Genomic DNA, 22,972 nt, shown 5'->3' on the forward strand with positions numbered 1-22,972 from the left:
AAAAGGAGTTAATCATGGATTGGATAGAAAAACAAATACACTTTCCAAACGAAAAAGATAAATATGAAGATGAAAAAGCTAAGACTTTTGACAGTCTTAGCATAACTTGTGAAGATGGCTTAGATTATCATTATCTAAGCGCGGAGACTACTTCTGTGGAGTTACATACATATTGTAGTAACGACCCTCAAACTTAGGTTCTTTTTCCATTACTGCAATATCCTCAACCATTGGCCATACACGAAGTAAAACTTCTTTAGCTGCCTCTGGATGAGCCATCTCGCGACCTTTTAAAAATACACGGAACTTAACGTGTTTCCCTTTTTCTAAAAATTCACGAGCATGTTTAACTTTATAAGCTATATCGTTTTCAGCAATCTTAACAGATAGTTTAATCTCTTTTACATCTATTTTAACTTGCTTTTTTCTTTGCTCTTTTAGTTGCTTCTCTTTTTGGTATTTAAATTTACCGTAGTCCATAATCTTTGCAACTGGCGGTTTAGCATCCGGTGCAATTAACACCAAGTCTAAATTCATCTCATTCGCTTTATCCATAGCTTCATCTGTTGATATTACACCTAAAGACTCACCACCGTCTATATTACATCTTACCTCAGGAACCCTGATATCGTCATTCATTATGACACGGTCTTTTTTATTACTCAAAAATTTACCTCATTAATTTTAGTTTTTATAAGAGTCAAGAACTCATCTTCACTCAAGTTATATTGTTCGCGAGAACGTCTGTCACGAACTGCCACAGTTTTACCCTCTACCTCTTCATCACCAATAATGATTAGCATAGGTACACGGCTTTTTTCAGCTGTACGGATTCTTTTATTTAAAGAATCATTCTTATCGTATATACTACTATCGGCACCAATGTCGATAAGTTTATCTGATAAATCCTTAGCATACTCTTTATGAGTGTCTGCTATAGGGATGATAGCTACCTGCGTAGGTGCTATGAACATTGGGAATTCACCAGCGTAGTGTTCAGTTAAAATACCTACAAAACGCTCAAATGAACCAAGAATCGCACGGTGGATCATAACTGGCTGAATCTTTTCATTGTCATCTGCATTATATTCAAGTGCAAAACGCTCAGGCAGGTTGAAGTCTAGCTGAACAGTACCACACTGCCATTCACGACCGATTGCATCCGTGATCTTAATATCGATCTTAGGACCGTAAAAAGCTCCACCACCCTCATCGATCTCATATGCTAATTCGTTTTTATCCATTGCAGCTTTAAGAGCATTTGTAGACACTTCCCAAACCTCATCACTACCAACGGCTTTTTCAGGTTTAGTAGAGATCATCATCTTATAATCAAATTCAAAAGTTGTCATGATCTTATCAACAAAATCAACAACTTCAATGATCTGCTCTTCGATCTGATCAGCTCTACAGAAAATGTGTGCATCATCTTGTGTAAATTCACGTACACGGAAAAGTCCGTGAAGTGCACCAGTGAACTCGTGGCGGTGAACTACACCGTACTCAAAGTACTTGATTGGTAAGTCACGGTAAGAGTGAAGCTCATCTTCATAAACTTTAATATGACCTACACAGTTCATTGGTTTTACACCAAACTCTACTTCATCGATTTCAGTGAAGTACATATTCTCACCGTAGTTTTGGTAGTGTCCAGATGTTTTCCATAGATCACTTCTTAACATCTCAGGACCACGAACAGGCTCATAACCGCGTTTACGGTGAGCTTTGAAAAGTAGGTCTTCTAGACGTGAACGTAAACGTGCACCAGCTGGAAGCCATAGTGGGAAACCTGCTCCGATCTCTTCACGGAATGTAAATAGTTTCATCTCATTACCGATCTTTCTGTGATCACGTTTTTCAGCTTCACGAAGCATATCCATGTGAGCCGTTAGAGATTCTTTATCTGCAAAAGCGATTCCGTAAATACGAGTTAACATCTCATTTTTAGAATCACCGCCAAGATAAGCTCCTGCTATTTTTAAAAGTTTAAAGTAGCGAATAAGCCCTACATTTGGCAAGTGTGGTCCACGACATAAGTCTTCAAATTCACCTTGTTTGTAAATACTTACAGTATCACCCGGGATACGTTTCATTACTTCAAGTTTCAGATAATCATCTTTGAACTTATTCTTCGCTTCGTCCATTGAGATCGAGTACTTTTCTATCTCTGCTTTTTTCTTAGCAAGTTTGATCATCTCTTTTTCAATGCGTTTTAGGTCAGCTTCACCTATCTCTTCGTTAGTTTTAAAGTCGTAGTAAAACCCCTCTTTTACTGTCGGTCCTACGTAAAACATCGCGTCTGGATATAAGTTTTTAATAGCTTGAGCCATTAGGTGAGCAGTAGAGTGACGAAGTACGTCCAGAGATTCTGGAGAGTTGTCCAACTCTATAGCTTCACCTTCGAAACCTATCTCTCTTGCTGTTTGAAGATCAATAATTTCGTCGTTGTGTCTTAGTGCAATAGCATCCAAATTAATTTGTCCCTATATAAAAATTTTTGCTATAATAACTAAAAATCACTTCAAAGTCGATAAATGCTATGCAAACTCTGTAACCTTCCTGTATTAAATATTCAAGATAAGCGCAATAATTGGGAGTTTTTTCACTGTCAGAAATGTGAATTTATTTTTAAAAATTCGCTTGATTTTGTAAGCGATGAAGATGAGTTAAAACAATATAATAATCACAATAACACTATGGACTCTCCGGGTTATGTTGAGATGTTTGAGAAGTTTATGAGTAATACATTTGAAGAGCACATTGATGATGTACAAACAGCATTAGAGTTTGGAAGCGGACCAGGACCTGTTTTAAGTGAACTTCTTAAAAGACGTGGATTAAAAGTAGATATTTATGATAAATATTTTTCACCAAATAAAGTATATGAAGGTAAAAAATACGATTTAATCACTTCAACTGAGGTGATCGAACATATAGAAAATCCTTTAGAGATCTTTGAGTTTTTCTCAGAGCATGTAAAAAGCGGTGGCTATTTGGCTTTAATGACACAGTTTCATACAAACGTGCCAGAAGAGTTTAAAAAGTGGTGGTATAAAAATGATCCGACACATATATGTTTTTTTCGCCCTCGTACTTTTGAAGTCCTTGCACAAAAAAGTGGCTTTAAAATATTAAAGAATGATTCTAAAAAGAGTATACTTTTACAAAGGATATAGATGTTTATACCAGAAGATTCAAGTGTTATCACTACAGTTTCATCTTTAATACAACTATCAGTTGCTCCTGTTTTCTTACTTGCTGGTGTTGCAGGACTTTTAAATGTATTTACAAACAGACTGACAAGGATTATAGATAAGTTGGAAAGTTTAGATGATTATGTTCATCAAAAAGAGCTCAAAGATCCAAGTTATCATCCATCAGATGCTGTTTGTACAAGAAGAAAAAACCTTCTTAAACGTATGCAAAATACTAATTTGGCAATATTTTTCGCAACGGCAACAGGGCTTATGGTAGCTTTAGTAATTATTAGTGTGTTTTCCAGCTCTTTGATGTCTTATCATGCAGAGACTTTTATATCTGTACTTTTTGTACTCGCTATGTTTTTTTTAATAATGTCTTTATTGGTATTTTTAAGAGAGATATCTTTTACAATCTCATATATAAAAGATAAAAAGGAACATATTTTTATAGAGTAACGGAGGCTATTAAAGCTCCGTTTTTAAAACTGCACCGTTAGATGCATTAGATACTAGAAGTTGGTAACGTTTTAACCATTTAGATTTTACTTCGTTTTTGTAAGGCTTGAATTTAAGTCTTCTTTCTTCTAATACTTCATAATCAACATTTAACTGTAATAAGTGAGCATCAACATCTAACTCGATCTCATCACCATCTTCGATTAAAGCAATAAGTCCACCCTCAGCAGCTTCAGGTGAAACATGACCGATCGAAGCTCCACGAGTAGCACCAGAAAAACGTCCGTCTGTGATCAGTGCAACACTCTCACCAAGACCCATACCCATGATAAGTGAAGTAGGAGCAAGCATCTCTTGCATACCTGGTCCACCTTTTGGTCCCTCGTAACGGATAACTACAACATCACCAGCTTTAACTTTGTGACCTAAAATACCAGCAAGTGCTTCAGGTTGAGAGTTAAAACATACCGCTTTACCTTTGAACTGACGCATACTTGGAGCAATACCTGCAGTTTTTACAACAGCACCCTCTTCTGCTAAGTTACCAAATAAAATTGAAAGACCGCCAACCGGTGAGTAAGCATTTTCATTTGTATGAATAATATTTTCATCTAAGATCTTGGCATCAGCTATACGCTCACCTATAGTCTCACCAGTTACAGTAGGATTATCTAAATGTAGCATACCACCACGCTTAGAAACCTCTTTCATAACTGCATTTACACCACCTGCTTTGTTGATGTCATCCATGTGAACAGTTGATAGTGACGGTGAAATTTTTGCAATGTGAGCTACATTTTTAGCTATTTCGTTGATTTTTGTAATATCAAACTCAACTTCAGCCTCTCTAGCGATCGCTAACATATGTAATACAGTGTTTGAGCTTCCACCCATAGCCATATCTACAACAAATGCGTTGTGAACAGCTTTTTCATTTAATACATTACGGATATTATATTTTTCAGGTTTCTCAGCTTTTGCCATCTCAACTACACGACGAGCAGCTTTTTTAACCATCTCTATACGCTCTGGTGTCATAGCTAAAACAGTTCCGTTACCAGGAAGTGCAATACCCATAGCTTCACATAAAGTATTCATAGAGTTAGCCGTAAACATACCTGAACAGCTTCCGCCTGACGGACAAGCTTCACACTCGATCTCGTAAAGCTCTTCATCAGTCATTTTTCCTTCAGCATGTTGACCAACAGCCTCGAATGCAGTAGCTAAATCAATAGGAGTTCCATCTTTTTTATGTCCGGCAGCCATTGGTCCACCTGATACAAATACAGTTGGAACATTTACACGAAGTGCCCCCATAATCATACCCGGAACGATCTTGTCACAGTTAGGAATACAAACCATAGCATCTAGTTTGTGAGCGTTCATAACAGTCTCCATAGTATCTGCGATCAGCTCACGTGAAGGAAGTGAATAAAGCATACCGTCATGCCCCATAGCTATACCATCATCAACACCTATAGTGTTGAAAACAAACGGTACACCGCCAGCTTCACGGATAGCTTCTTTTACTATCTCGCCATACTCATGCAGGAAAAAGTGTCCAGGAATAATGTCTATGTATGAATTAGCAATCCCGATAAACGGCTTGTCAAAATCTTCATCTTTTAAACCTGTTGCACGAAGTAGTGAACGATGCGGTGCTTTGTCAAACCCTTTTTTTATGATGTCACTTCTCATAATAATCCTTATAATGTATAAATAATTAACGCGATTATAACATCATTTTGATTTTTTTTAAAATTTTTTACAAAAACTCTTTACATCGAAAAAAAAAACGGCTATAATTCCGTCTCACTTATGAAAATAAGCTGAAAATTGCGGGAATAGCTCAGTGGTAGAGCACAACCTTGCCAAGGTTGGGGTCGCGAGTTCGAACCTCGTTTCCCGCTCCATTATAAAACATTGTTAAACTGTGAAATCACTCACGATGCCCAGGTGGCGAAATTGGTAGACGCAGGGGACTTAAAATCCCCCGGTAGCAATACTGTGCCGGTTCGAGTCCGGCCCTGGGCACCACTGATTGAAAATTGTGACTGGTGCCATCGCCAAGTGGTAAGGCCGCAGCCTGCAAAGCTGCTATCCCCAGTTCAAATCTGGGTGGCACCTCCAGTTTATAATTTTTTATCGCTACAACAAAACGTGGATCTTTGGCAGAGTTGGTCGAATGCACCGGTCTTGAAAACCGGCGAGGGTCACACCTCCCTGAGTTCGAATCTCAGAGGGTCCACCATTTTTCTTAAACACAATCCAATTATTTACAATACTTACAGAAATTTTTAACTAACTATTTCTATGTCTATATTTTTCATATGCATCGGTCAGAAAACTGGAATATTTATCAACATCTTTCTATATGATTCTACACAGTTTTAATATTAAGTGTAATTTCAACACACTAATTCTCATATAAAATAAACAGTCAATAAAAGTTCTCCTCTCAAAAAGAATCTTTTATTATTTAAGATATAATAAAATTTAATTAAAAATCATACAAGGTATTGCCATGAAATTAATTGATGTATTAAATGAAATGAATTCATTTGAAAAAAATCCTTTTTTAAAAATACTAGATAATATTATTTCTAGTGAACCTCAGGCTCAAAAAGAAATAGATAAAATTCTATCTTCATCAAATAAAGGTTTAAAAGATACTGATTTAAAAAATATTGTTGAAATTTTTTCACTTCTTCAAGATGAATTTTCAGAACATATTGAAGATTCTTTATGCAATATGGAATCGCAAATAGATTTTATTTCTAATATTTTAATTCGTGATGGTAACGCTATTATGAGATACGATTGGTTATCTAAACTATATGACCAAGAGATAAAATCTCATAAACAAAGTATCTCCAATCTACAAAAACAAATAGAAAATGACTCATCTGACTTAGATGAAAATCGTAAACGAGATTATAAAATTTATAAATCGTGTGTACAAAGTGCTTATGAAAATGATTTACTTAATAATTTAGAACCTAAGATAAGTACAGATGAACAACATATTCTACAAACATTAGCAAATGAGCTTTCTCTTTCTCAAAACGAACAACAACTCGTAAACTACATGATTCTACCACTAGTTAAAAATAATTTAGATGATATTATAAGTGACCTAAAAAATGCTGGTATTGTACTATTTTCAAAAAAAACAAATACAATGTATGTACCTAATGAAATAGTAGTATTACTACGCCATATTAAGGGTCGGGAAGTTGCAGATAAGCATTTAAGAAGAGTACTAAAACTTCTAAAAGATTCTCAAATAAATCTAGCATGTAAAAAACATAATATTACAATCAAAGATATCGGAATTGATGAAAAAATTAAAACTTTAATTGATAGTGGTATTTCATTTCGCCAACTATTATCTAATGATATCTATAAACCAAATACAAGCCTAACTGAACGTAAAGCAACTATCAATGAAATTGCTGAAAAGGGTCTAAAGTTTACTAAATCACCAAAAGGTTCCACTATTGACGATAAAATAAATAGTTTAATAGAGTATTTTGAAGAAATTAATAGTGCTGATACTATTGGTATTTCTGTAGGTGGTTATGAACATCTCTTACTTGACTTAGAAGAAGTCTTTAAGGCTAAAATAACAAAAATAATAAAAGCTGTTTTTGAATTACAAGAAGAAAATGTGCTTGATGCGAGTATGTTATTAAATTACAATATTCGACCAAGAGATCTTCTTGAGTTACTAGATGACAACATGTTAAAAACTTTCTGTAACAAAAAAGATATAACAACAAGAGGCAATAATGTTCTTAATATTTTAGATGCTTATAAAAATACTGACTATTTAGAGTTAGAAAATTACACAAGCATTGGCATGAGAGATTTAAACACTTTAAAATCCAATGGGATAGTTATCAAAGAAGCAGATTTAGGTATTAAATTTGAAGAAATAACAAAAAATATCTTTATTCAACTTGGTTTGAATGTTGATGAAAACATGCGTAAAGAAATTAGTACAAATAAAGACAAAATTGATATCGTCATTAATTTAGATAACAATGACATAATTATTATTGAATGCAAATCAGTAAAAGAATCTGGCTATAATAAATTTAGTTCTGTTTCAAGACAAATTAAATCATATGTTTCAGTGGCAGAAAAAAAAGGATATAAAGTTGTAAAGTCAATTCTGGTAGCACCAGACTTTACAGATGACTTTATAAAAGAATGCGAATTAGATTTTGACCTTAATCTATCATTACTACAAGCAGAATCACTAAAAAACATCCTAGAAGCATTTAAAGATGCAAAAATTGAAAAATTCCCATATAAATTATTTAGAGATGTTGTTATTAAAGAAGACCGTATAGTTATGGCAATCAAAAAATAGGTATATGCTAAAGAACAAACTATTAATCCTATTTTATAGCTTTAAGTACATCCTCAAACCCACCCTCTATTATGCCATCGACAGAACACGCGATCATAAGGTTTATGGGGTGGTTAAAATCCTCAATTATTAATCCGTCTTTGTCGAGAGTATAATTCTCTTTGACACTTGTCTCATTTTTACTAAACCTGTCTATGTAGTCTGAACAATCTTCCATATAACCGTATACTTTTTTGCCAAGTCCCGTCGCATATCCACATTCCCACACAGTCCCTGAATCTGGTTCGTACCCTCTAAAGCTGTTTAGGTTTGCAACCACTATGTCAGCTTCTTCGATCATCTTTCGATTGGCCTCAAATATATCTGAGGCTATTTTTCTCTTCTCTTGGTTAAAATCTACTTCATTATCAAGAGGGTACAGGCCTATAAATCCATAGTCCTGACACAGTTTGACATACTTTTTACCGATCTCTATAGAGTCTGTTTCAAATACGTCAAATCCAGCTATATATATTTTTTTAGACATTATTTTAACCTTTGCGCTTAAAGTTTTTATCATGGAACTTATACCACTTACATTTTTTCTTATTCTTGATCGAGTATATATTGTAAGTAAATCTTCTGCCGCAGTCCTGACATTCAAATGTAGCACGGTTTTTTGCTTTATTGTATTTTACAAATAAAAAATTACCTACCTGCTGACCTGCTTTGTAAATTATCTTTTCATTTTTTAGAAAAGCCTCCTCTGCAAACTTTGCATCTTCTCTCTGTTTCACTAACCAAGTAGGCTCTTCATCCTCTTCAAATGAGTCTATATCTACCGTATATTTATCCATTCTTAAAGAATATCCTATTTTTACTTAACATATTGACTTCAAAAACCAATTGCTCTAAAATACGAATATTATTTAGAGTTTCTAAAAACTCTCTAAAAAGGCTTAATGGTGCAAGAGGATTTAAAAATATATTTAGAGCAAAATAGCTATCTCCAAGATGGAGAACTATTAGAGTGGAATGGAGAAATGCAAGAAGTTTTCTCTCCAGTTTGCACTACTCAAAATGGTAAAGCTCAAAAAATTAAAATTGGTGCTTACCCGATGCTCTCATCAAAAGAGAGTTTAAAAGCATTAGAATCTGCAAAAAAAGCTTTTGACAATGGAAAAGGTCAGTGGCCTACTATGAGTATTGAACAAAGAATAGAGCATATGCATAAGTTTGTTCAAATGATGAAAGAACAGCAAGAGCTTATTGTAAAACTATTGATGTGGGAGATCGGCAAAAGCCTGCAGGACTCTCAAAAAGAGTTTGAGAGAACAGTTGATTATGTTTCAGATACTATTGAAGCCTTAAAAGATTTAGATAGAGACTCTTCAAAATTTACAAAAGAACAAGGTGTACTGGCTCAGATAAGACGCGCACCTTTGGGTGTGGTTTTATGTATGGGACCTTTTAACTACCCGTTAAATGAGACTTTTACAACACTTATACCTGCCTTACTTATGGGTAATACAGTTGTTTTCAAGCCGCCAAAATACGGTGTTTTACTTCATCAACCGCTTTTAAAAGCTTTTCAAGAGTCGTTTCCAAAAGGTGTGATCAACACTGTTTACGGTTCAGGTGAAGAGGTTGTCCAACCAATTATAGAATCAGGTGATATAAACGTACTTGCTTTTATAGGTACATCAAAAGTTGCCAACATTTTAAAGCAGCACCATCCAAAACCAAACAGACTAAGATCGGTTTTGGGACTTGAAGCAAAAAATGCAGGGATCATTTTAGATCATGCTGATATGGATCTTGCAGTTGAAGAGTCAGTACAAGGCTCACTCTCTTTTAACGGACAGAGATGTACAGCACTGAAGATCCTCTATGTAGATGAAAAAATTGTAGATGAGTTTTTAGATAAGTTTACAAAAAAAGTAAACATGCTAAAAGTTGGTATGCCTTGGGAAGAGGGAGTACAAATAACTCCTTTGCCTGAAGATCATAAAACAGACTACCTGAGTGATCTTATAGAAGATGCAAAAAAACACGGTGCGAAAGTTATAAATGAAGGTGGCGGAGAAGTGGTTCAAACTCTTATGAAACCTGCTGTTTTATACCCAGTAAATGACAAGATGAAGATCTACTATGAAGAGCAGTTTGGTCCTGTTGTTCCTGTAGTTCCTTTTAAAAGTATAGAAGAGCCACTTTCATACATAGAAAATTCAAACTACGGTCAACAAGTAAGTGTTTTCGGAACAGACTATGAGGTAATTGCAAGCTTAATAGATCCTCTGGTAAATCAGGTTTGCCGTGTAAATATAAACTCTCTTTGTCAAAGAGGACCAGATTCATTTCCATTTACGGGAAGAAAAGATTCAGCTGAGGGGACACTCTCAGTCGGTGATGCACTTCGTGTTTTTTCAATAAGAACTCTTGTCTCAACAAAAGACAACGAGCAAAATACGCAGATCATCAAAAATATAATTAATGAAAGAAGTTCTAACTTTTTATCGACAGATTTTATATTATAAAATATATGACTAAATCTTTAGTTCATTCTCAAGAGAAAGAAAAGTACAAATCTCCTTTTCTTTTAAGTCTAAGCTTTTTAGAGTAATTTCAATTTTACTCTCTTTTAATTCAGAGAAGTTTTTGTAACTGATCTGAATATCTTTATGATATTTTTTATGTAAAACTATAAAGTCATCACCATGGACTCTAAAAACGATAGAATCTTCAAAAAACTCTTTTAGATATTTTGAAAAATTACCAAGAAATACATTTCCCATCTGCCATCCATGTTTATCGTTATACTGAGAAAAATTATGCAGTAAAAAAGCGCTTACAAATCTATATTCATTTGTATAACAATTTTTATTTAGTATGAACTCTAAGTAGTGATCATTATATACTCCGGAAAGCTGATCTTTGTAAAAATATGAAAAACGCTCCATCTCAATGGTACTTTGAGGTATTTGTGAAATACTTCCGTCAATATATACATCTTTAAGTGCTTTTTGAGCAACTTCAGCTATATCTGGATGGAACTGTGTTCCAGAACATTCTTTTATCTCAATAAGAGCTTCCGATACACTTTTTCGCGGTTTATAAATTCTACTGGTTGTCATAGCATCAAATGCATCTGCCACAGACAATATATATGATTCAACTGGTATATCTTCTTCTGATCTATGCGTAGGATAACCATTGCCATCGTAATGTTCATGATGGTATAAAATTATGTCAGCTAACTCATAATACATAGGAATCTGTTTTAAGAAATCATAACCGTTTTGAGCATGAGTTTGAATTAAATGGTACTCTTCTGCATCAAGTTTACCGGGCTTTAGTAAGATTGAATCTGGTATATTTATTTTACCTATATCGTGCAGTACACCTGCTTGGTGTATTATTTCTAACTCTGATTCAGAATATCCCATTTGTTTAGCGATCATTACGGCATACGAAGCTACCCTTTGAGAGTGTCCGCCAGTATAAGTGTCTCTTTCCTCTATCATATTTACAAGTGCATGTAATGTTTTCTCATAATTATCTAATAATCTCTTATTTAAAAGTTCTTTGTCATTATTAGAGACTTTTAGTTCATCTAATGATGTTCTTAACTTATCTTCAGTTTTTGAGATTAAATGTACAACAAAGTATAGAGTCAGTATTGAAAGAACGGTTAAAATTGATACTAATATAAATGCCGTAGTTTTCGCATTTTTGGTTTGTTCAAAAATAACACCCTGTTGTTGACGTTTTATATATTCTAACTCTTCAAGCAAAAAAACTGCATATTGTTTTATATGATCAATTGAGGTCTTTAAGTCACTTAAAGCTATATAATAGTCACTATCTTTACTTTGATTTAGTCCTTCACCTAAACGCCTAAGGAGTGAACGCTCTTGTGTATTTTTTTTATCAAACAGTTCATTATTTAACTTATGTTCCACTTTTTCTGATTCTTCAGAAACAACATGCCAAAAATCTTTAAAGTCCGCATTTTGATTTTTACTATTATTTTGAATCACCTTAAAATAACGATCAAATTTTCCTTTTGATTCTATCCAGAGCAGAGTTTCTTTTTTAAGATCATACGTAGTTAAAAGTCTTTCTGTATAGTACTTAAACTCCATTAAAGAGCTATATGACTCTTCATAAAAATTATTTTTTTCTTCAAGTTTTTCAAAATGATTTAGGTAAAAAATTGCGACGAATACAGTAATAAAAAAAGTTGTAAATACAGTTCCGAATCCGTATAATGCAATTTTTTTAATACTTTTTTGCTTCATTTATTACTCGTTTAAACTTTCTTTATAGTAGCTAATTTGAGCTTTTCTACCTATGCTATCAGTTATCTCATCCCAACGTTTAGAAGCTTTTTTTAGAGCTTCTTTTGGAGTCACATTACCTTTTAATGCTTCATATACTGATTCATCAAGTGCCTGATAATATCTACCTGCCCCCGGCAGTGTAATATCATAAACAATATTATCGTTTGTCAAAGATTTCGAAATCTCATTCAAATAACGTTTAGCAGCTTCTTTGCTAAAACCGCTTTTAGTCCACGAATCGTAATCTTTAAAATGTGAGTATCTGGATGGATTTACTGCATTACCGCTGATAGCAACGTATTTTGTGGTCATTTTCTTAGAAGTCATAAATGCTGCAAAATCAAATGCCAATTTTTTATTTTTTGTATCTTTGTTTACAAAAAAACTCCAACTTCCACTAATTGATGAAACTTGGTTATATCTATCTTCCCACATTTTAGACTTATGATTATACACCTTTTCAGAGCCTGGAATCTGAGCATATCCAACCTGAGAATCGTTAAGAATTGATATATCGTTCTCAACTGAGTAAATACCCAAGTCTGCCCAGTCAAGAGCCATAGCTACCTCTCCGGTTACAAAACTGTTTCGTACATCGTGACCTGCATAGTTTACAACTCCTGGAGGTGCATAATTTACTAGTTCAATATAATCTTTTAATCCCTCTTCAAAAGCCGGTGAATCAATTCTAGGTTTCATACTATCTGGATCAAAAAAGTAAGCTTTGTCTTGAGGATGCTTTGCATAAGCGGCAGATGTTGCAAAGAACTGTAACATTGCGATATCACTTTTTTTACGCAATAAAGCATTACCATACTCTATTTTACCGTCGTTATCCCAGTCCCAACCGTTAAAAAATTTTGCAACCTGCTTATATTCACTCCAAGTTTTTGGGACACTTAACTCTTTACCTGTGACACTTTTAAACTGCTGTTGAATTGACGGGTTTTCAAATATATCTTTTCTATAGTACAAGTTTATACAATCGCCATCATAAGGCATACCATAAGCTATATTGTTATACGATAAAACTGAGTTTCTATAAATAGGCAGTACATCTTCCCACTCTATCTTCTCTTTTACCCATTCCGGCACTGGAGCTACATTTTGATTTTGAAGCAAAGTACCAGTCCACATAGAGATAACAACAAAAATATCATAATTCAAATTTGGATCTGTCAACGACTGCTTTGTTTTTTGAATTGTTTCATCCCAGCTAGGAGTAACAACTCTTATTCTGGCACCGGTCTTTTTTTCAAACTTTTCAGCTTCATCAATTATAGGCCCGCGAATTAAACCTGCATGAAGAGTCGGAACTATCACAATAATAGACTGACCATCATATTTTTTTGAAGTCTTTATATTATCTTTTTTTTCACTGCTGCAACTACTTAAAAATAGTACGAATAAAAACAATGTAAAAACTCTAAATAGTAAAAAATAGTTAAACATGACCAAACCTTTCACATTGATTCATATTACATCTAAATATATAAAAAATAGATAAAGCAGCTATATACTTTTCTACTTTATAGTTAACATGACTTTAAGTCAATATAAATTAGGATTATCTGTAAAGGACAACTAATGAAATATTCAAATTTTTTACGTTTAAGTACTATTTTTCTTATTACAAGCTCTTTACTTGAGGCTTCTTCTGCTTATGAGTCAATCAAAATAGGGGACTTTAGTTTAGGCGGAGCATTAAGAGCAAACTATGTACAAGACAGTTCAAAAACAGATACCGCAAATGCCTCAAAGGGAAGTCAGGGTGTGTTCGATCTGGACATGGCTAGAATAAATGTAGACTACAAAAAAGATAATATTTTAGGTAAGTTTGAATACAGATGGTATCCTGGCTTTGGCAATACACAAAACGGTACAAACTACAGTTTCATCCATACTCTGTGGGTTGGTTATGATTTTGATTCTACTACACAAATTCAAGTAGGAATAAACCGAGTGCCTTTTGGTGCAACTGCGTATGCTACATCTAACAGCTGGTTTTTTGATCAGCACCACTATGTCGGATTATCTGATGATATGGACTTGGGTATAAAGCTTACCGGAGAGTTTAATAATTTTAAATACGTTCTTGCATATTACCCTAAAAGTGAGCCTGACGGTATAGGTGCAGGTGGAGAGAGTACGCGTTATGCCTACGATGTTGTTGATGATTTCCATGAAAAAGATCAACTCTCTGCACGCTTGATGTACGTTAGTGAAATGTGGGTAAAAAACAAGAATACGGTGTATCGTTACTTTATTCAGATCTTGAAGCTCAGAATGTCGGTATAGATGACGGTTCAAGATTTGCCGCATCTCTTCATATGATCAACCGTTATGATAATTTTACATTTATTACTCAGTTAACAAGATACGAAATAAGTGTTGATGGAAACAATGACACAGTTGATGATCTTCTGGTTAAAATGGGCGGTTTTAACTACGGCGAAGGTGTAGCTGCCAAAGCATGGCTGCCATCTGTTTCAATTAACTATAAAATAGATACTCCAAATATAGAAGGCTTGACTATGCACTTCCATACATAGAGTACAGCAACATAGTAAAAGATGAAGACAGTTTCAACGACAGCTACATGTGGGTTATTGGTAGTGCACTTGCAAGAGGAAACTGGTACATCAATGCAGATCTAGCTCTGGCAAACGGAAACTACTTTGTAGGACCATACACAAGTTCAGACGGCGGTACTAATAACTTTGCGGAAAATTCAAGTCACGATCTAGAGCATCGTCTGAATATCAACTTTGGATACTATTTTTAAATGCTGTTGGAGATGAACCAAACATTCTTGAAAACTCTCTACTAAACTGTGAAGGTGACTCATACCCCACTTCAAATGCAGCTTCGCTTATCTCAATATTTTTTAGAAGTAAAAGCTGCTTGGCTTCTTCAAGTCTGAGATTCTTTTGAAACTGTAACGGCGACATCGTAGTGATCGTTTTAAAATGCTGATACAAAGATGATTCACTCATATCAACACTGTATGCCAGCTCTTTTATATTTAACTTTTCATCAAACTTATCTTTGATCTGTGTAATTACATTTGTAATCTTGTTTGACACAGTACCGACTTGTGAGAACTTTCTTAAAAAATTTCCGCCCTTGCTTTTAACAAGGTTGTATAGGATCTCTTTTGTAAGCAGCGGATATAAATATTCTATATCTTCAGGTGATCTTTTAAGAAGCATTATAAGTCTGTGGATAGATTCGTACAACTGGGTATCCATCTCTCCAAAGTAAAGTCCCTGCTGGGCATTTTTGTCTAACTTCTCTTCCACAGGTTTGGTATTTTTTAAAAGATCATATATATCTTCAAGAGAAAATTTTATTCTTAACGACATATACGGATGGGCTTCTGATGCTTCTAAAATTTTCATTTTTGCAGGAAGGTGTGTAGAAGATATAAGATACTCTTGTGTATTATAACTAAGAGTCTCATCACCGAAACCTACGGCTTTATGCCCTTGTAAAATTACACAAAGTGACGGCTCGTACATAATGTTGATCAGCTCTGTAGGTGTTTTTGAGAAGAAAAAGTCCAAATTAGGTATATCACTTTGAACAGTACCTTCAAGCGGATACTTAGAACTTATAAAATCGATCATCTCGGATCTTAGGTTTGATAAATTGCTATCCATTTTAACACCTCCGATATAACAAGTATTATATACTAAATTATTTTATTTAGCATTGTACTGCTCATCACTCACTGCCTCTAGCCACTCTGCATTTTTACCATCTGTATCAGCACCAGTTATTACCAAATGAGTCATAGCAATATCTTTTGAAGCTCCATGCCAGTGTTTTACACCTATTGGGATCCAAATCACATCACCAGTTTTTATAACCTGAATAGGTTCACCCCAAACTTGAAAGTATCCTACCCCCGAAGTCACTATTATATGTTGTCCTGCCGGATGTGCATGCCAATTCGTTCTAGCTTTTGGCTCAAAAGTAACATATGCCCCACCGTGTGTTTTAGCATCTGTTTGTGGATACAACATATCTAGTCTTACTTCACCGCCGCTAAAATAATTTTTATATTCAGTTTCACTAACTGCTATAGATTTTCTATCCTCAATTTTTGATATTGGTGTCATAGTCTTATTCTCCTTTGCTTGAGTTTGAGTTACTACAATAAGTAGACCTAAAATTATTAAAGATAACAACTTCATAACCACTCCTTCAACCATATACCAATATTATAAATCAAAATTAAAAAAACTAATAGAACGATCATGCATATTACTTGCCTAATTCTACAAAATTTAAATATGGAATTTTATTCTATGCATATATTGTAATTTAGTTTATAATATTGGTATGTTTAAATTTATACTTATTATATTACTTACATTGAATTTAATTGCCGACATAAAAGGAGATATTATGAAAATTTCTATTGAGTCAAATGGAGAGGTTACTATATTTGAACTAAATAATTCAAATGCTTCAAAAGATCTTCTGGCTCAGCTGCCTATGAATATTGAAGTTGAAAACTATAGCCATAATGAGAAGATCTTTTATCCTCCAAAAAAATTATCTACATCAAACACACCAATGGCTAATGCTAAAAATGGAACTCTAGCTTATTATGCACCTTGGGGAGATGTAGTTATGTTCTATAAAGATTTTGGTAGTGTAAGCGGACTGTACGAGCTTGGCAGATGTATTGAAAACTGTGAAAACATAAAAAATATGTCAGGTATTATAGAGATAAAGGTTCTTAAAAAATAAGTAATATTTATATCTTTTAAAGCTTTATATATATAAAATTTCACACTTTAGCCAAACTTGTTGTGAAGCAAGGACGGAAAGCTATGGGTCTTTGACTAGATAAAGATTGCCAGGTTGCATATTTTACTTTCAAAATTAATTTGCTCCACCTAACAATTATTTATTAAGCCGATGAACTCAAAAATTACAGAAGGACATAACTTGAGTTTGTTGCATCGTGTTGCTAATGTGGTATTTTCATTCTTATTAACTTTTTTATATATTTTAGTTTCAATCTTTGATCGTGGACGATTGAACTTTGATAAGTGGGATCAAAATGTTACTAGCATTTCCCTTGTGCTATTTTTCTTGCTATTGTTTATTTTAAATTTAGATCTAAGACAAGATAAATTGGGTATTGATGATAAATTAGAAGATATAGATAAGAATAAAAATTTAAAAAAACAATGGACTGAGTTAATAGATCTAAAAAATAGTCTTGAAACATCTATAAAAAAAAGTGTTAGCAGAGAAAGCTATTTAAATGATAAAAGAGCAAGGCTTTTTGAAAAAATTGAAAAGGCTAAAAAAAACATATCAATAGGAATGCAAGCAAAAGCTAAAGCTAAAGCTATTCTAGAGCACTATAATTTAAGGTTAGAAAAAATAGATAAAGAAATAAACAGTCTTGGTCCTGAAATATCAGAAAAAAGAGCTCAACTAGATGTTGTATATAATAAAATAAACTTAATTGAAAGAGGCAACAACAGAATGAATTAGAACTCTAAGTGCTTGAAAATTGTATAGATGGTTGTGAGAGCATTAAAATATCTCTGGAATAATAGAGATTAAAGCAGATTAAATCTTATCAAGTGAGTTGTGTACTTTTTGAAGCAGTCTTAAGAACTCTTTTTCTTCATCTTTTTTTAGATCTTTAGCAAGCTCATTATTTATATATCCTGTATATTTGATGATCTCTGTCATCAACTCTATTCCTTCATCAGTTAGGACAAGTTTTTTCTTTCGTTTGTCCTCTTCAGATCTAACTCTTTTTATATAACCTTTTGCTTCAAGTCTGTCTAAAATCCTTGTAATACTTGCTTCATCTCCGTATGTGTTTTTTAACATCTCTTTTTGAGTTGAAATATTGTTTTTATACATATTCATCAAAATACTAAACTGCAGGTGAGTTAAATTGTACGGTTTTAACAGCTGTTCTATTGATCTTTTTATAAATACGGTAATGCTTGTAAAGTGGAACCCTAATGATTCTTGTATATTAAATTCTTTATTTTCCATGTCAAAATAATATCATAATAAACTAATACTTGTCTTTAACAAGTATTTAAGTTGTATGCAAATATACTTGCATTTAACAAGTAATTTCAAGGAATAAAAATGTCTAAAAAGAATGTATTGATCACAGGTGGAGCAAGAGGTATTGGAGCTGCAACGGCAAAAGAACTTGGCAACCAAGGATATAGAGTATTCATAAACTATGTAAATTCTACTGAGGTTGCTGAAGCTCTAGCTTCTGAAATCAACTCAAATGGCGGAGAAGCATATGCAATTCAAGCAGATATTAGACAAGACACACAAGTAGAGAGTATGTTTGAAGAGATCCAAACTAAGCATGGCGGTGTTGATATTTTAGTATCAAACGCAAATATGAACTTTACTCAAAAACCTTTTGTAAACCAAACTTGGGATGAGTTTTCACAAAAGTTAAATGATGAGATGCATGCAGCTTATGTATGTGCTAAACACGCAACAAACTCAATGATCAATAAAAAATTTGGTCGTTTGGTGTTTATATCTAGTACTTTGTCTGAGAGTCCAGCTCCAAGTTTTATAGCTCACGGATCTGCTAAAGGCGCACTAGATACTTTTAGTAAATATCTTGCTCAAGAGTTAGGTGCACACGGGATCACATCAAACATAATTGCACCTGGCTTAGTCTTGACAGATGCAACAAGTGAAGCTCCAGAGGAATTTAAAGAGTTTATACGCTCAATGACTCCGACACAAACAATCTCAAAGCCTGAAGACGTAGCTAATGCTATTAGTTTTCTTGTTAAAGATGAAAGTGCTCAAGTTACTGGTGCATACCTTTCGGTAAGCGGTGGGGCTTACCTTTCATAAAAACTTTATACAATGAGGTTCTTCTCATTGTATAGAACTTTAGTCAATGTCTGAACGAGTTTTATCTATTACCCATCATGCCTTGACCACCCATCATGCCCATCATACCGTTACCCATTATTCCTTGTCTGTATTGTAAGAATCTCTCAATGAATTGGTCTTTTTGTTCAGGTGTCAACATATTTATAATACTTTGTCTATATTCTTTTTGACTTTTTTGCATCTTTGCAACGATCTTATCAAGTTTTTTTTGTTGTTCTTGTGTCAAATTAAATTTTTGAACCATCATCTGTTTCATCATACCTTGACCTCTGTTATTTATTCCATTATTGCCCATCATCCCCTGATAGTTCATCATCATACCATTACCCATCATACCTTGATATCTTTGACGTTCATCTAGTGTCATACCTTGCATACGTTTTTGCATCTCTGTACGAAATTCTGCTCTTTGATCTACAGGAACATTACCTTGCATCTGCATCATATCATCTGTACTCATGTGTCCATAATCTGCCGCCATAGCTAATACTGCCATTAACATAAGTGTTACTAATGTTTTCATAACTTATCCTTTATATTTATTCTTCTAAATTTTTTTTACGTTCAAGATACTCTTTGGTATCTATCTTGCCATCTGCGTATCGTTTATCCAGCTTTTCTTTAGCTGAAAGCTCTGAACTATTATTGTCATTTTTCATAATATATATAATGAAAAAAACAATTACAAGTAATCCAATCCAGCCAAAGCCCATTCCTAAACCATGATATCCAAAATAATCATTCATCATAATACACCTCCTAGAAGCTATCTATCAAAGCTTTAATGCGTTCAAAGATTCCTTCCAACTTTACTTTTAACTCATCTTCTAACTCAAAGTTACTGATAATATCTTCCAGCCCAATCGTGCTAAGCACTACATCATTACCATCTTTATATAATGATATACGACAAGGTAAATACACAGAAATCTCTGGATGAGTAGAAAGTGCCTCTTGGGCTACTGCAGGATTACACAGTTCATAAACAGTTATATCACGTTCAATCGGAAATCCTTTTTCTTCGAGTAAAGTTTTAAAACTATATTCTTTTAATACACCGAACCCTTGTTCTTTAGCATGGTCACTCAATTTTTCTTTTACAGTATCTAGAGTTGCTGTTACATGTGTTGTGTAAATCATAACTACTCCTTTTTATATTAATAAGTTTATTATTTAAACGTGTAGTAAATGTGTAGCGGAAAACCGAAATATTAAATTTGGAGAATTAGGCATTTCATATGGAGTATCTATCTATACGATTTTTCCATAAAGTTATACAATAATATAAGTAAAACCTTTAATAGGAGAAGACAGATGCAAACATCAAACGATCAATCTCGAAGAGATTTTATAAAAACCTCAGCAGCAATCGGTGCGGGACTTATACTATGGAGTCCTGTAGATATTTTAGCTACAGATAAAGGATATAAAATGAACGCTATAGAAACAAAGGGATATGCAGCATTTGATGAGTCAGGAGTTATAAAACCTTGGACTTTTACAAGACGTCCTGTAGGAGATGACGATATTTTAATAGATATCAAGTTTGCTAGTATCTGTCACTCAGATATTCACCAACAAAAAGGTCACTGGGGGAAACAACAATACCCACAAGTTCCTGGTCATGAGATCGCTGGTGTAGTAAGTGCAGTTGGTAAAAACGTAACTAAGTTCAAAGTTGGAGATCGCGCAGGTGTTGGTTGTATGGTAGATGGCTGTACTACATGCGAAAATGAAGAACAATACCAACCAAATACTCTTTTTACTTATGGTTACCCTGACAAAAGAGAACCAACCGGTATAACTCAAGGCGGGTACTCTAAACAGATAGTTGTAAGAGATCACTACGCTGTACATATTCCTGAGAGTCTTGATTTTAAAGAAGCAGCTCCCCTTTTATGTGCAGGGATCACTACTTACTCACCTATTATGAGAGCAGACTTTAAAAAAGGTGACAAAGTAGCAGTTGCAGGTATCGGTGGACTTGGACATATGGCTGTAAAATTTGCAGTAAGTTTGGGTGCTGAAGTTTATGCATTTACTACAACTGCAGATAAGGTAGATGACATTAAAAGCTTTGGTGCAAAAGAGGTTATAGTAGTAGATGACACTAAAAAACTTTACGAGTATGCAGGAGTGATGGACTATATGATCTGTACAATCCCTTACCAATACGATGTAGCAGCATATGCATCAGTTGTAAAACCATATGGTTTTTATACACAAGTTGGTATGCCTGTAGGTTTTGAAGTTACTCTAAACGCACTAGGACTATCAGCTAGCAGAGTTAACTTTAACGCTTCACTAATCGGTGGTATGAAAGAAACTCAAGAAGTAGTTGACTATTGTGCTGAGCATAAAATATACCCTCAGATAGAAGTTATTAAAGCTGAAGAGATCACTGAAGCCTGGAGAAAAGTAGAAAATAAACAAGCAAGATACAGATACGTAATAGATACGGCAACTATTTAATATAAATCTGTTGTGCTTACATTAGGATTATTAAGTTTATAATTCAAATATGAAAAAAATTAGAGGATATTTTAATGAATGACTTTACATACTATAACCCGACAAAAATAGAGTTTGGAAAAGGTAAAGAGAAAAATATAGGTAAATATATTAAAGACTCAGGGTATGAAAGCGTTCTGCTCGTGTATGGTACGGGAAGCATAAAAAAGAGTTCTCTTTATGATGACACTATTGCTTCACTAAAAGAAGCAGGGTTAAAGTACGAAGAACTCTCAGGCATTGTTAGTAATCCTCTTATAAGTAAAGTAAGAGATGGTATAAAAATCGCAAAAGACAACAAGCTTCAAGCCGTGCTTGGAGTTGGCGGAGGTTCAGTTGCAGACTCCGTTAAAGCCATAGCTGCGGGAGCTAAGTATGATGGTGATGTATGGGACTTTTTTATTCAAAAAGCCGTAATCAAAGAAGCTCTTCCTGTTTTTACTGTTATGACACTTGCTGCGACTGCCAGTGAGATGAACGGAAATGCAGTTATTACAAATGAGCTGACACAACAAAAATTCTCAATCGGTACAGTATTGGTAAACCCTGTTTTATCGGTTATAAATCCTGAACTTATGGCAACGGTAAGCAAAGATTATCTTGCGTACTCTGCCGTTGATGCGATTGCACATACTATAGAGGTCTATTTTACAGCTACTGAGCACCCTAAATTTAATTCAAGACTTGTAGAAGCTATTATAAAAACCATAATGGAGACTACAGAGATCTTAATAAAAGATCCTAACGACTATGAAGCCAGAGGTGATTTTGCATGGGCGGCTACACAAGCACTAAACGGTCTTACTACATCAGGAACACATGGAGGTAACTTTCCAAACCATATGATAGAACATACTCTATCAGCTCTGTATAATGTACCTCACGGTGCTGGGTTATCTATAGTGATCCCTGCATGGATGAAATGGTATAAAGAACAAAACACAGCTCAGTTTGAACGTTTTGCAAAAGAGATTTTTGGTCTTAGTACAGCCGATGAAGGTATCAATGAACTTGAGTCATGGTTTTCCAAAATAGGTTCACCTGTAACACTGGATCAAGCAGGAATTTCTAAAGATGATATAGACAAAATGGCTGAAAATGCAGTGCAGACTTCCAAACTTTGGGGTTTAGAAGAGAACTATAATGAACAAACTATAAAAGATATACTTCACAAAGCATAA

General features: G+C 34.1%; 26 protein-coding genes, 4 tRNA genes and 1 riboswitch. Of the genes, 17 read left to right on the forward strand and 13 right to left on the reverse strand.

Going from position 1 to position 22,972, the window contains the following annotated elements; translation table 11 throughout:
• Positions 1–14 precede the first annotated feature (14 nt).
• On the forward strand, positions 15–197 hold the full coding sequence (locus ABZA65_RS10475; protein ID WP_373073398.1) for a hypothetical protein: 183 nt from the start codon (positions 15–17) through the stop codon (positions 195–197).
• Here ABZA65_RS10475 and infC read toward each other — a convergent pair.
• Positions 148–639, reverse strand: coding sequence for a translation initiation factor IF-3 (gene infC, locus ABZA65_RS10480; protein WP_373073572.1), 492 nt, complete (start codon positions 637–639; stop codon positions 148–150). The genes ABZA65_RS10475 and infC overlap by 50 nt on opposite strands.
• A gap of 23 nt (positions 640–662) precedes the next feature.
• Complete coding sequence (gene thrS, locus ABZA65_RS10485; protein ID WP_373073574.1) at positions 663–2,477, reverse strand: threonine--tRNA ligase; 1,815 nt, start codon at positions 2,475–2,477, stop codon at positions 663–665.
• A gap of 57 nt (positions 2,478–2,534) precedes the next feature.
• Here thrS and ABZA65_RS10490 point away from each other — a divergent pair, with 57 nt between their 5' ends.
• Both ABZA65_RS10490 and ABZA65_RS10495 read left to right on the forward strand, forming a co-directional pair.
• Positions 2,535–3,176, forward strand: coding sequence for a class I SAM-dependent methyltransferase (locus tag ABZA65_RS10490; RefSeq protein ID WP_373073400.1), 642 nt, complete (start codon positions 2,535–2,537; stop codon positions 3,174–3,176).
• The gene (locus ABZA65_RS10495; protein ID WP_373073402.1) at positions 3,177–3,656 is read left to right on the forward strand and encodes a DUF2721 domain-containing protein; all 480 of its coding nucleotides are present in this window, start codon (positions 3,177–3,179) and stop codon (positions 3,654–3,656) included.
• Positions 3,657–3,665: 9 nt separating this feature from the next.
• Here ABZA65_RS10495 and ilvD read toward each other — a convergent pair whose 3' ends face one another.
• Entirely contained in the window at positions 3,666–5,354 is a 1,689-nt protein-coding gene (gene ilvD, locus ABZA65_RS10500; protein ID WP_373073404.1) for a dihydroxy-acid dehydratase, read from the reverse strand.
• A 140-nt stretch (positions 5,355–5,494) separates the two neighbouring features.
• On the opposite strand from ilvD, the gene ABZA65_RS10505 reads away from it, so the two are divergent.
• The 5 genes from ABZA65_RS10505 (at position 5,495) to ABZA65_RS10525 (ending at position 8,034) form a co-directional block, all read left to right on the forward strand.
• Positions 5,495–5,569, forward strand: a tRNA-Gly gene (locus ABZA65_RS10505).
• Between the two features lie 37 nt (positions 5,570–5,606).
• Positions 5,607–5,693: transfer RNA gene (locus ABZA65_RS10510), tRNA-Leu, on the forward strand.
• A 19-nt stretch (positions 5,694–5,712) separates the two neighbouring features.
• Positions 5,713–5,786, forward strand: a tRNA-Cys gene (locus ABZA65_RS10515).
• A gap of 32 nt (positions 5,787–5,818) precedes the next feature.
• A tRNA-Ser gene (locus ABZA65_RS10520) sits at positions 5,819–5,907 on the forward strand.
• 273 nt (positions 5,908–6,180) lie between these two features.
• Complete coding sequence (locus ABZA65_RS10525) at positions 6,181–8,034, forward strand: hypothetical protein (protein WP_373073406.1); 1,854 nt, start codon at positions 6,181–6,183, stop codon at positions 8,032–8,034.
• A gap of 28 nt (positions 8,035–8,062) precedes the next feature.
• On the opposite strand, the gene ABZA65_RS10530 is transcribed toward ABZA65_RS10525, so the two are convergent.
• Positions 8,063–8,560, reverse strand: a complete 498-nt coding sequence (locus ABZA65_RS10530) for a nucleoside 2-deoxyribosyltransferase (RefSeq protein WP_373073408.1) — start codon at positions 8,558–8,560, stop codon at positions 8,063–8,065.
• Between the two features lie 4 nt (positions 8,561–8,564).
• On the reverse strand, positions 8,565–8,870 hold the full coding sequence (locus ABZA65_RS10535) for a hypothetical protein (protein ID WP_373073410.1): 306 nt from the start codon (positions 8,868–8,870) through the stop codon (positions 8,565–8,567).
• 108 nt (positions 8,871–8,978) lie between these two features.
• On the opposite strand from ABZA65_RS10535, the gene ABZA65_RS10540 reads away from it, so the two are divergent.
• Complete coding sequence (locus ABZA65_RS10540) at positions 8,979–10,550, forward strand: NADP-dependent glyceraldehyde-3-phosphate dehydrogenase (RefSeq protein ID WP_373073412.1); 1,572 nt, start codon at positions 8,979–8,981, stop codon at positions 10,548–10,550.
• Between the two features lie 9 nt (positions 10,551–10,559).
• On the opposite strand, the gene ABZA65_RS10545 is transcribed toward ABZA65_RS10540, so the two are convergent.
• Positions 10,560–12,314: an HD domain-containing phosphohydrolase gene (locus ABZA65_RS10545; protein WP_373073414.1), complete on the reverse strand. Its 1,755-nt coding sequence runs from the start codon at positions 12,312–12,314 to the stop codon at positions 10,560–10,562.
• 3 nt (positions 12,315–12,317) lie between these two features.
• Positions 12,318–13,808 (reverse strand): extracellular solute-binding protein, encoded by a 1,491-nt coding sequence (locus ABZA65_RS10550; RefSeq protein WP_373073416.1) that lies wholly within the window; start codon positions 13,806–13,808, stop codon positions 12,318–12,320.
• 135 nt (positions 13,809–13,943) lie between these two features.
• Here ABZA65_RS10550 and ABZA65_RS10555 point away from each other — a divergent pair, with 135 nt between their 5' ends.
• Genes ABZA65_RS10555 through ABZA65_RS10565 form a run of 3 tightly spaced genes read left to right on the forward strand, consistent with a single transcriptional unit; the run spans position 13,944 to position 15,141 of the window.
• Positions 13,944–14,654 carry a porin gene (locus ABZA65_RS10555; protein WP_373073418.1) on the forward strand — a complete coding sequence of 237 codons (711 nt, stop codon included), beginning with the start codon at positions 13,944–13,946 and terminating at the stop codon, positions 14,652–14,654.
• Positions 14,585–14,908 carry a hypothetical protein gene (locus tag ABZA65_RS10560; RefSeq protein WP_373073419.1) on the forward strand — a complete coding sequence of 108 codons (324 nt, stop codon included), beginning with the start codon at positions 14,585–14,587 and terminating at the stop codon, positions 14,906–14,908. The genes ABZA65_RS10555 and ABZA65_RS10560 overlap by 70 nt, the downstream gene beginning before the upstream one ends.
• Positions 14,909–14,955: 47 nt before the next feature.
• On the forward strand, positions 14,956–15,141 hold the full coding sequence (locus ABZA65_RS10565) for a hypothetical protein (protein WP_373073420.1): 186 nt from the start codon (positions 14,956–14,958) through the stop codon (positions 15,139–15,141).
• Here ABZA65_RS10565 and ABZA65_RS10570 read toward each other — a convergent pair.
• Positions 15,119–16,018, reverse strand: coding sequence for an AraC family transcriptional regulator (locus ABZA65_RS10570; protein WP_373073421.1), 900 nt, complete (start codon positions 16,016–16,018; stop codon positions 15,119–15,121). The genes ABZA65_RS10565 and ABZA65_RS10570 overlap by 23 nt on opposite strands.
• 42 nt (positions 16,019–16,060) lie before the next feature.
• Positions 16,061–16,555: a cupin domain-containing protein gene (locus tag ABZA65_RS10575; RefSeq protein WP_373073423.1), complete on the reverse strand. Its 495-nt coding sequence runs from the start codon at positions 16,553–16,555 to the stop codon at positions 16,061–16,063.
• 214 nt (positions 16,556–16,769) lie between these two features.
• On the opposite strand from ABZA65_RS10575, the gene ABZA65_RS10580 reads away from it, so the two are divergent.
• Both ABZA65_RS10580 and ABZA65_RS10585 read left to right on the forward strand, forming a co-directional pair.
• Positions 16,770–17,117, forward strand: coding sequence for a cyclophilin-like fold protein (locus ABZA65_RS10580; RefSeq protein ID WP_373073425.1), 348 nt, complete (start codon positions 16,770–16,772; stop codon positions 17,115–17,117).
• Between the two features lie 40 nt (positions 17,118–17,157).
• A riboswitch (cyclic di-GMP riboswitch) is annotated at positions 17,158–17,239 on the forward strand.
• A 49-nt stretch (positions 17,240–17,288) separates the two neighbouring features.
• Complete coding sequence (locus ABZA65_RS10585; protein WP_373073427.1) at positions 17,289–17,876, forward strand: hypothetical protein; 588 nt, start codon at positions 17,289–17,291, stop codon at positions 17,874–17,876.
• A 78-nt stretch (positions 17,877–17,954) separates the two neighbouring features.
• Here the strand turns inward: ABZA65_RS10585 and ABZA65_RS10590 are convergent, their stop codons facing one another.
• Positions 17,955–18,395 (reverse strand): MarR family winged helix-turn-helix transcriptional regulator, encoded by a 441-nt coding sequence (locus tag ABZA65_RS10590; RefSeq protein WP_373073429.1) that lies wholly within the window; start codon positions 18,393–18,395, stop codon positions 17,955–17,957.
• A 99-nt stretch (positions 18,396–18,494) separates the two neighbouring features.
• On the opposite strand from ABZA65_RS10590, the gene ABZA65_RS10595 reads away from it, so the two are divergent.
• On the forward strand, positions 18,495–19,238 hold the full coding sequence (locus ABZA65_RS10595) for an SDR family NAD(P)-dependent oxidoreductase (protein ID WP_373073430.1): 744 nt from the start codon (positions 18,495–18,497) through the stop codon (positions 19,236–19,238).
• Positions 19,239–19,299: 61 nt separating this feature from the next.
• Here ABZA65_RS10595 and ABZA65_RS10600 read toward each other — a convergent pair whose 3' ends face one another.
• From ABZA65_RS10600 to ABZA65_RS10610, 3 genes are read right to left on the reverse strand one after another with little or no spacing between them, the layout of a single operon-like run.
• Positions 19,300–19,803 carry a DUF1104 domain-containing protein gene (locus ABZA65_RS10600; protein ID WP_373073432.1) on the reverse strand — a complete coding sequence of 168 codons (504 nt, stop codon included), beginning with the start codon at positions 19,801–19,803 and terminating at the stop codon, positions 19,300–19,302.
• A 16-nt stretch (positions 19,804–19,819) separates the two neighbouring features.
• Entirely contained in the window at positions 19,820–20,029 is a 210-nt protein-coding gene (locus ABZA65_RS10605; protein WP_373073434.1) for an SHOCT domain-containing protein, read from the reverse strand.
• A 10-nt stretch (positions 20,030–20,039) separates the two neighbouring features.
• Entirely contained in the window at positions 20,040–20,420 is a 381-nt protein-coding gene (locus ABZA65_RS10610) for a DUF302 domain-containing protein (protein WP_373073436.1), read from the reverse strand.
• Positions 20,421–20,594: 174 nt separating this feature from the next.
• Between ABZA65_RS10610 and ABZA65_RS10615 the strand changes: the two genes are divergently transcribed.
• Together ABZA65_RS10615 and ABZA65_RS10620 are read left to right on the forward strand one after the other, a co-directional pair.
• On the forward strand, positions 20,595–21,752 hold the full coding sequence (locus ABZA65_RS10615) for an alcohol dehydrogenase catalytic domain-containing protein (protein ID WP_373073438.1): 1,158 nt from the start codon (positions 20,595–20,597) through the stop codon (positions 21,750–21,752).
• A gap of 74 nt (positions 21,753–21,826) precedes the next feature.
• Complete coding sequence (locus ABZA65_RS10620; RefSeq protein WP_373073440.1) at positions 21,827–22,972, forward strand: iron-containing alcohol dehydrogenase; 1,146 nt, start codon at positions 21,827–21,829, stop codon at positions 22,970–22,972.

This window comes from Sulfurimonas sp. (assembly GCF_041583195.1).
GTDB lineage: Bacteria > Campylobacterota > Campylobacteria > Campylobacterales > Sulfurimonadaceae > Sulfurimonas.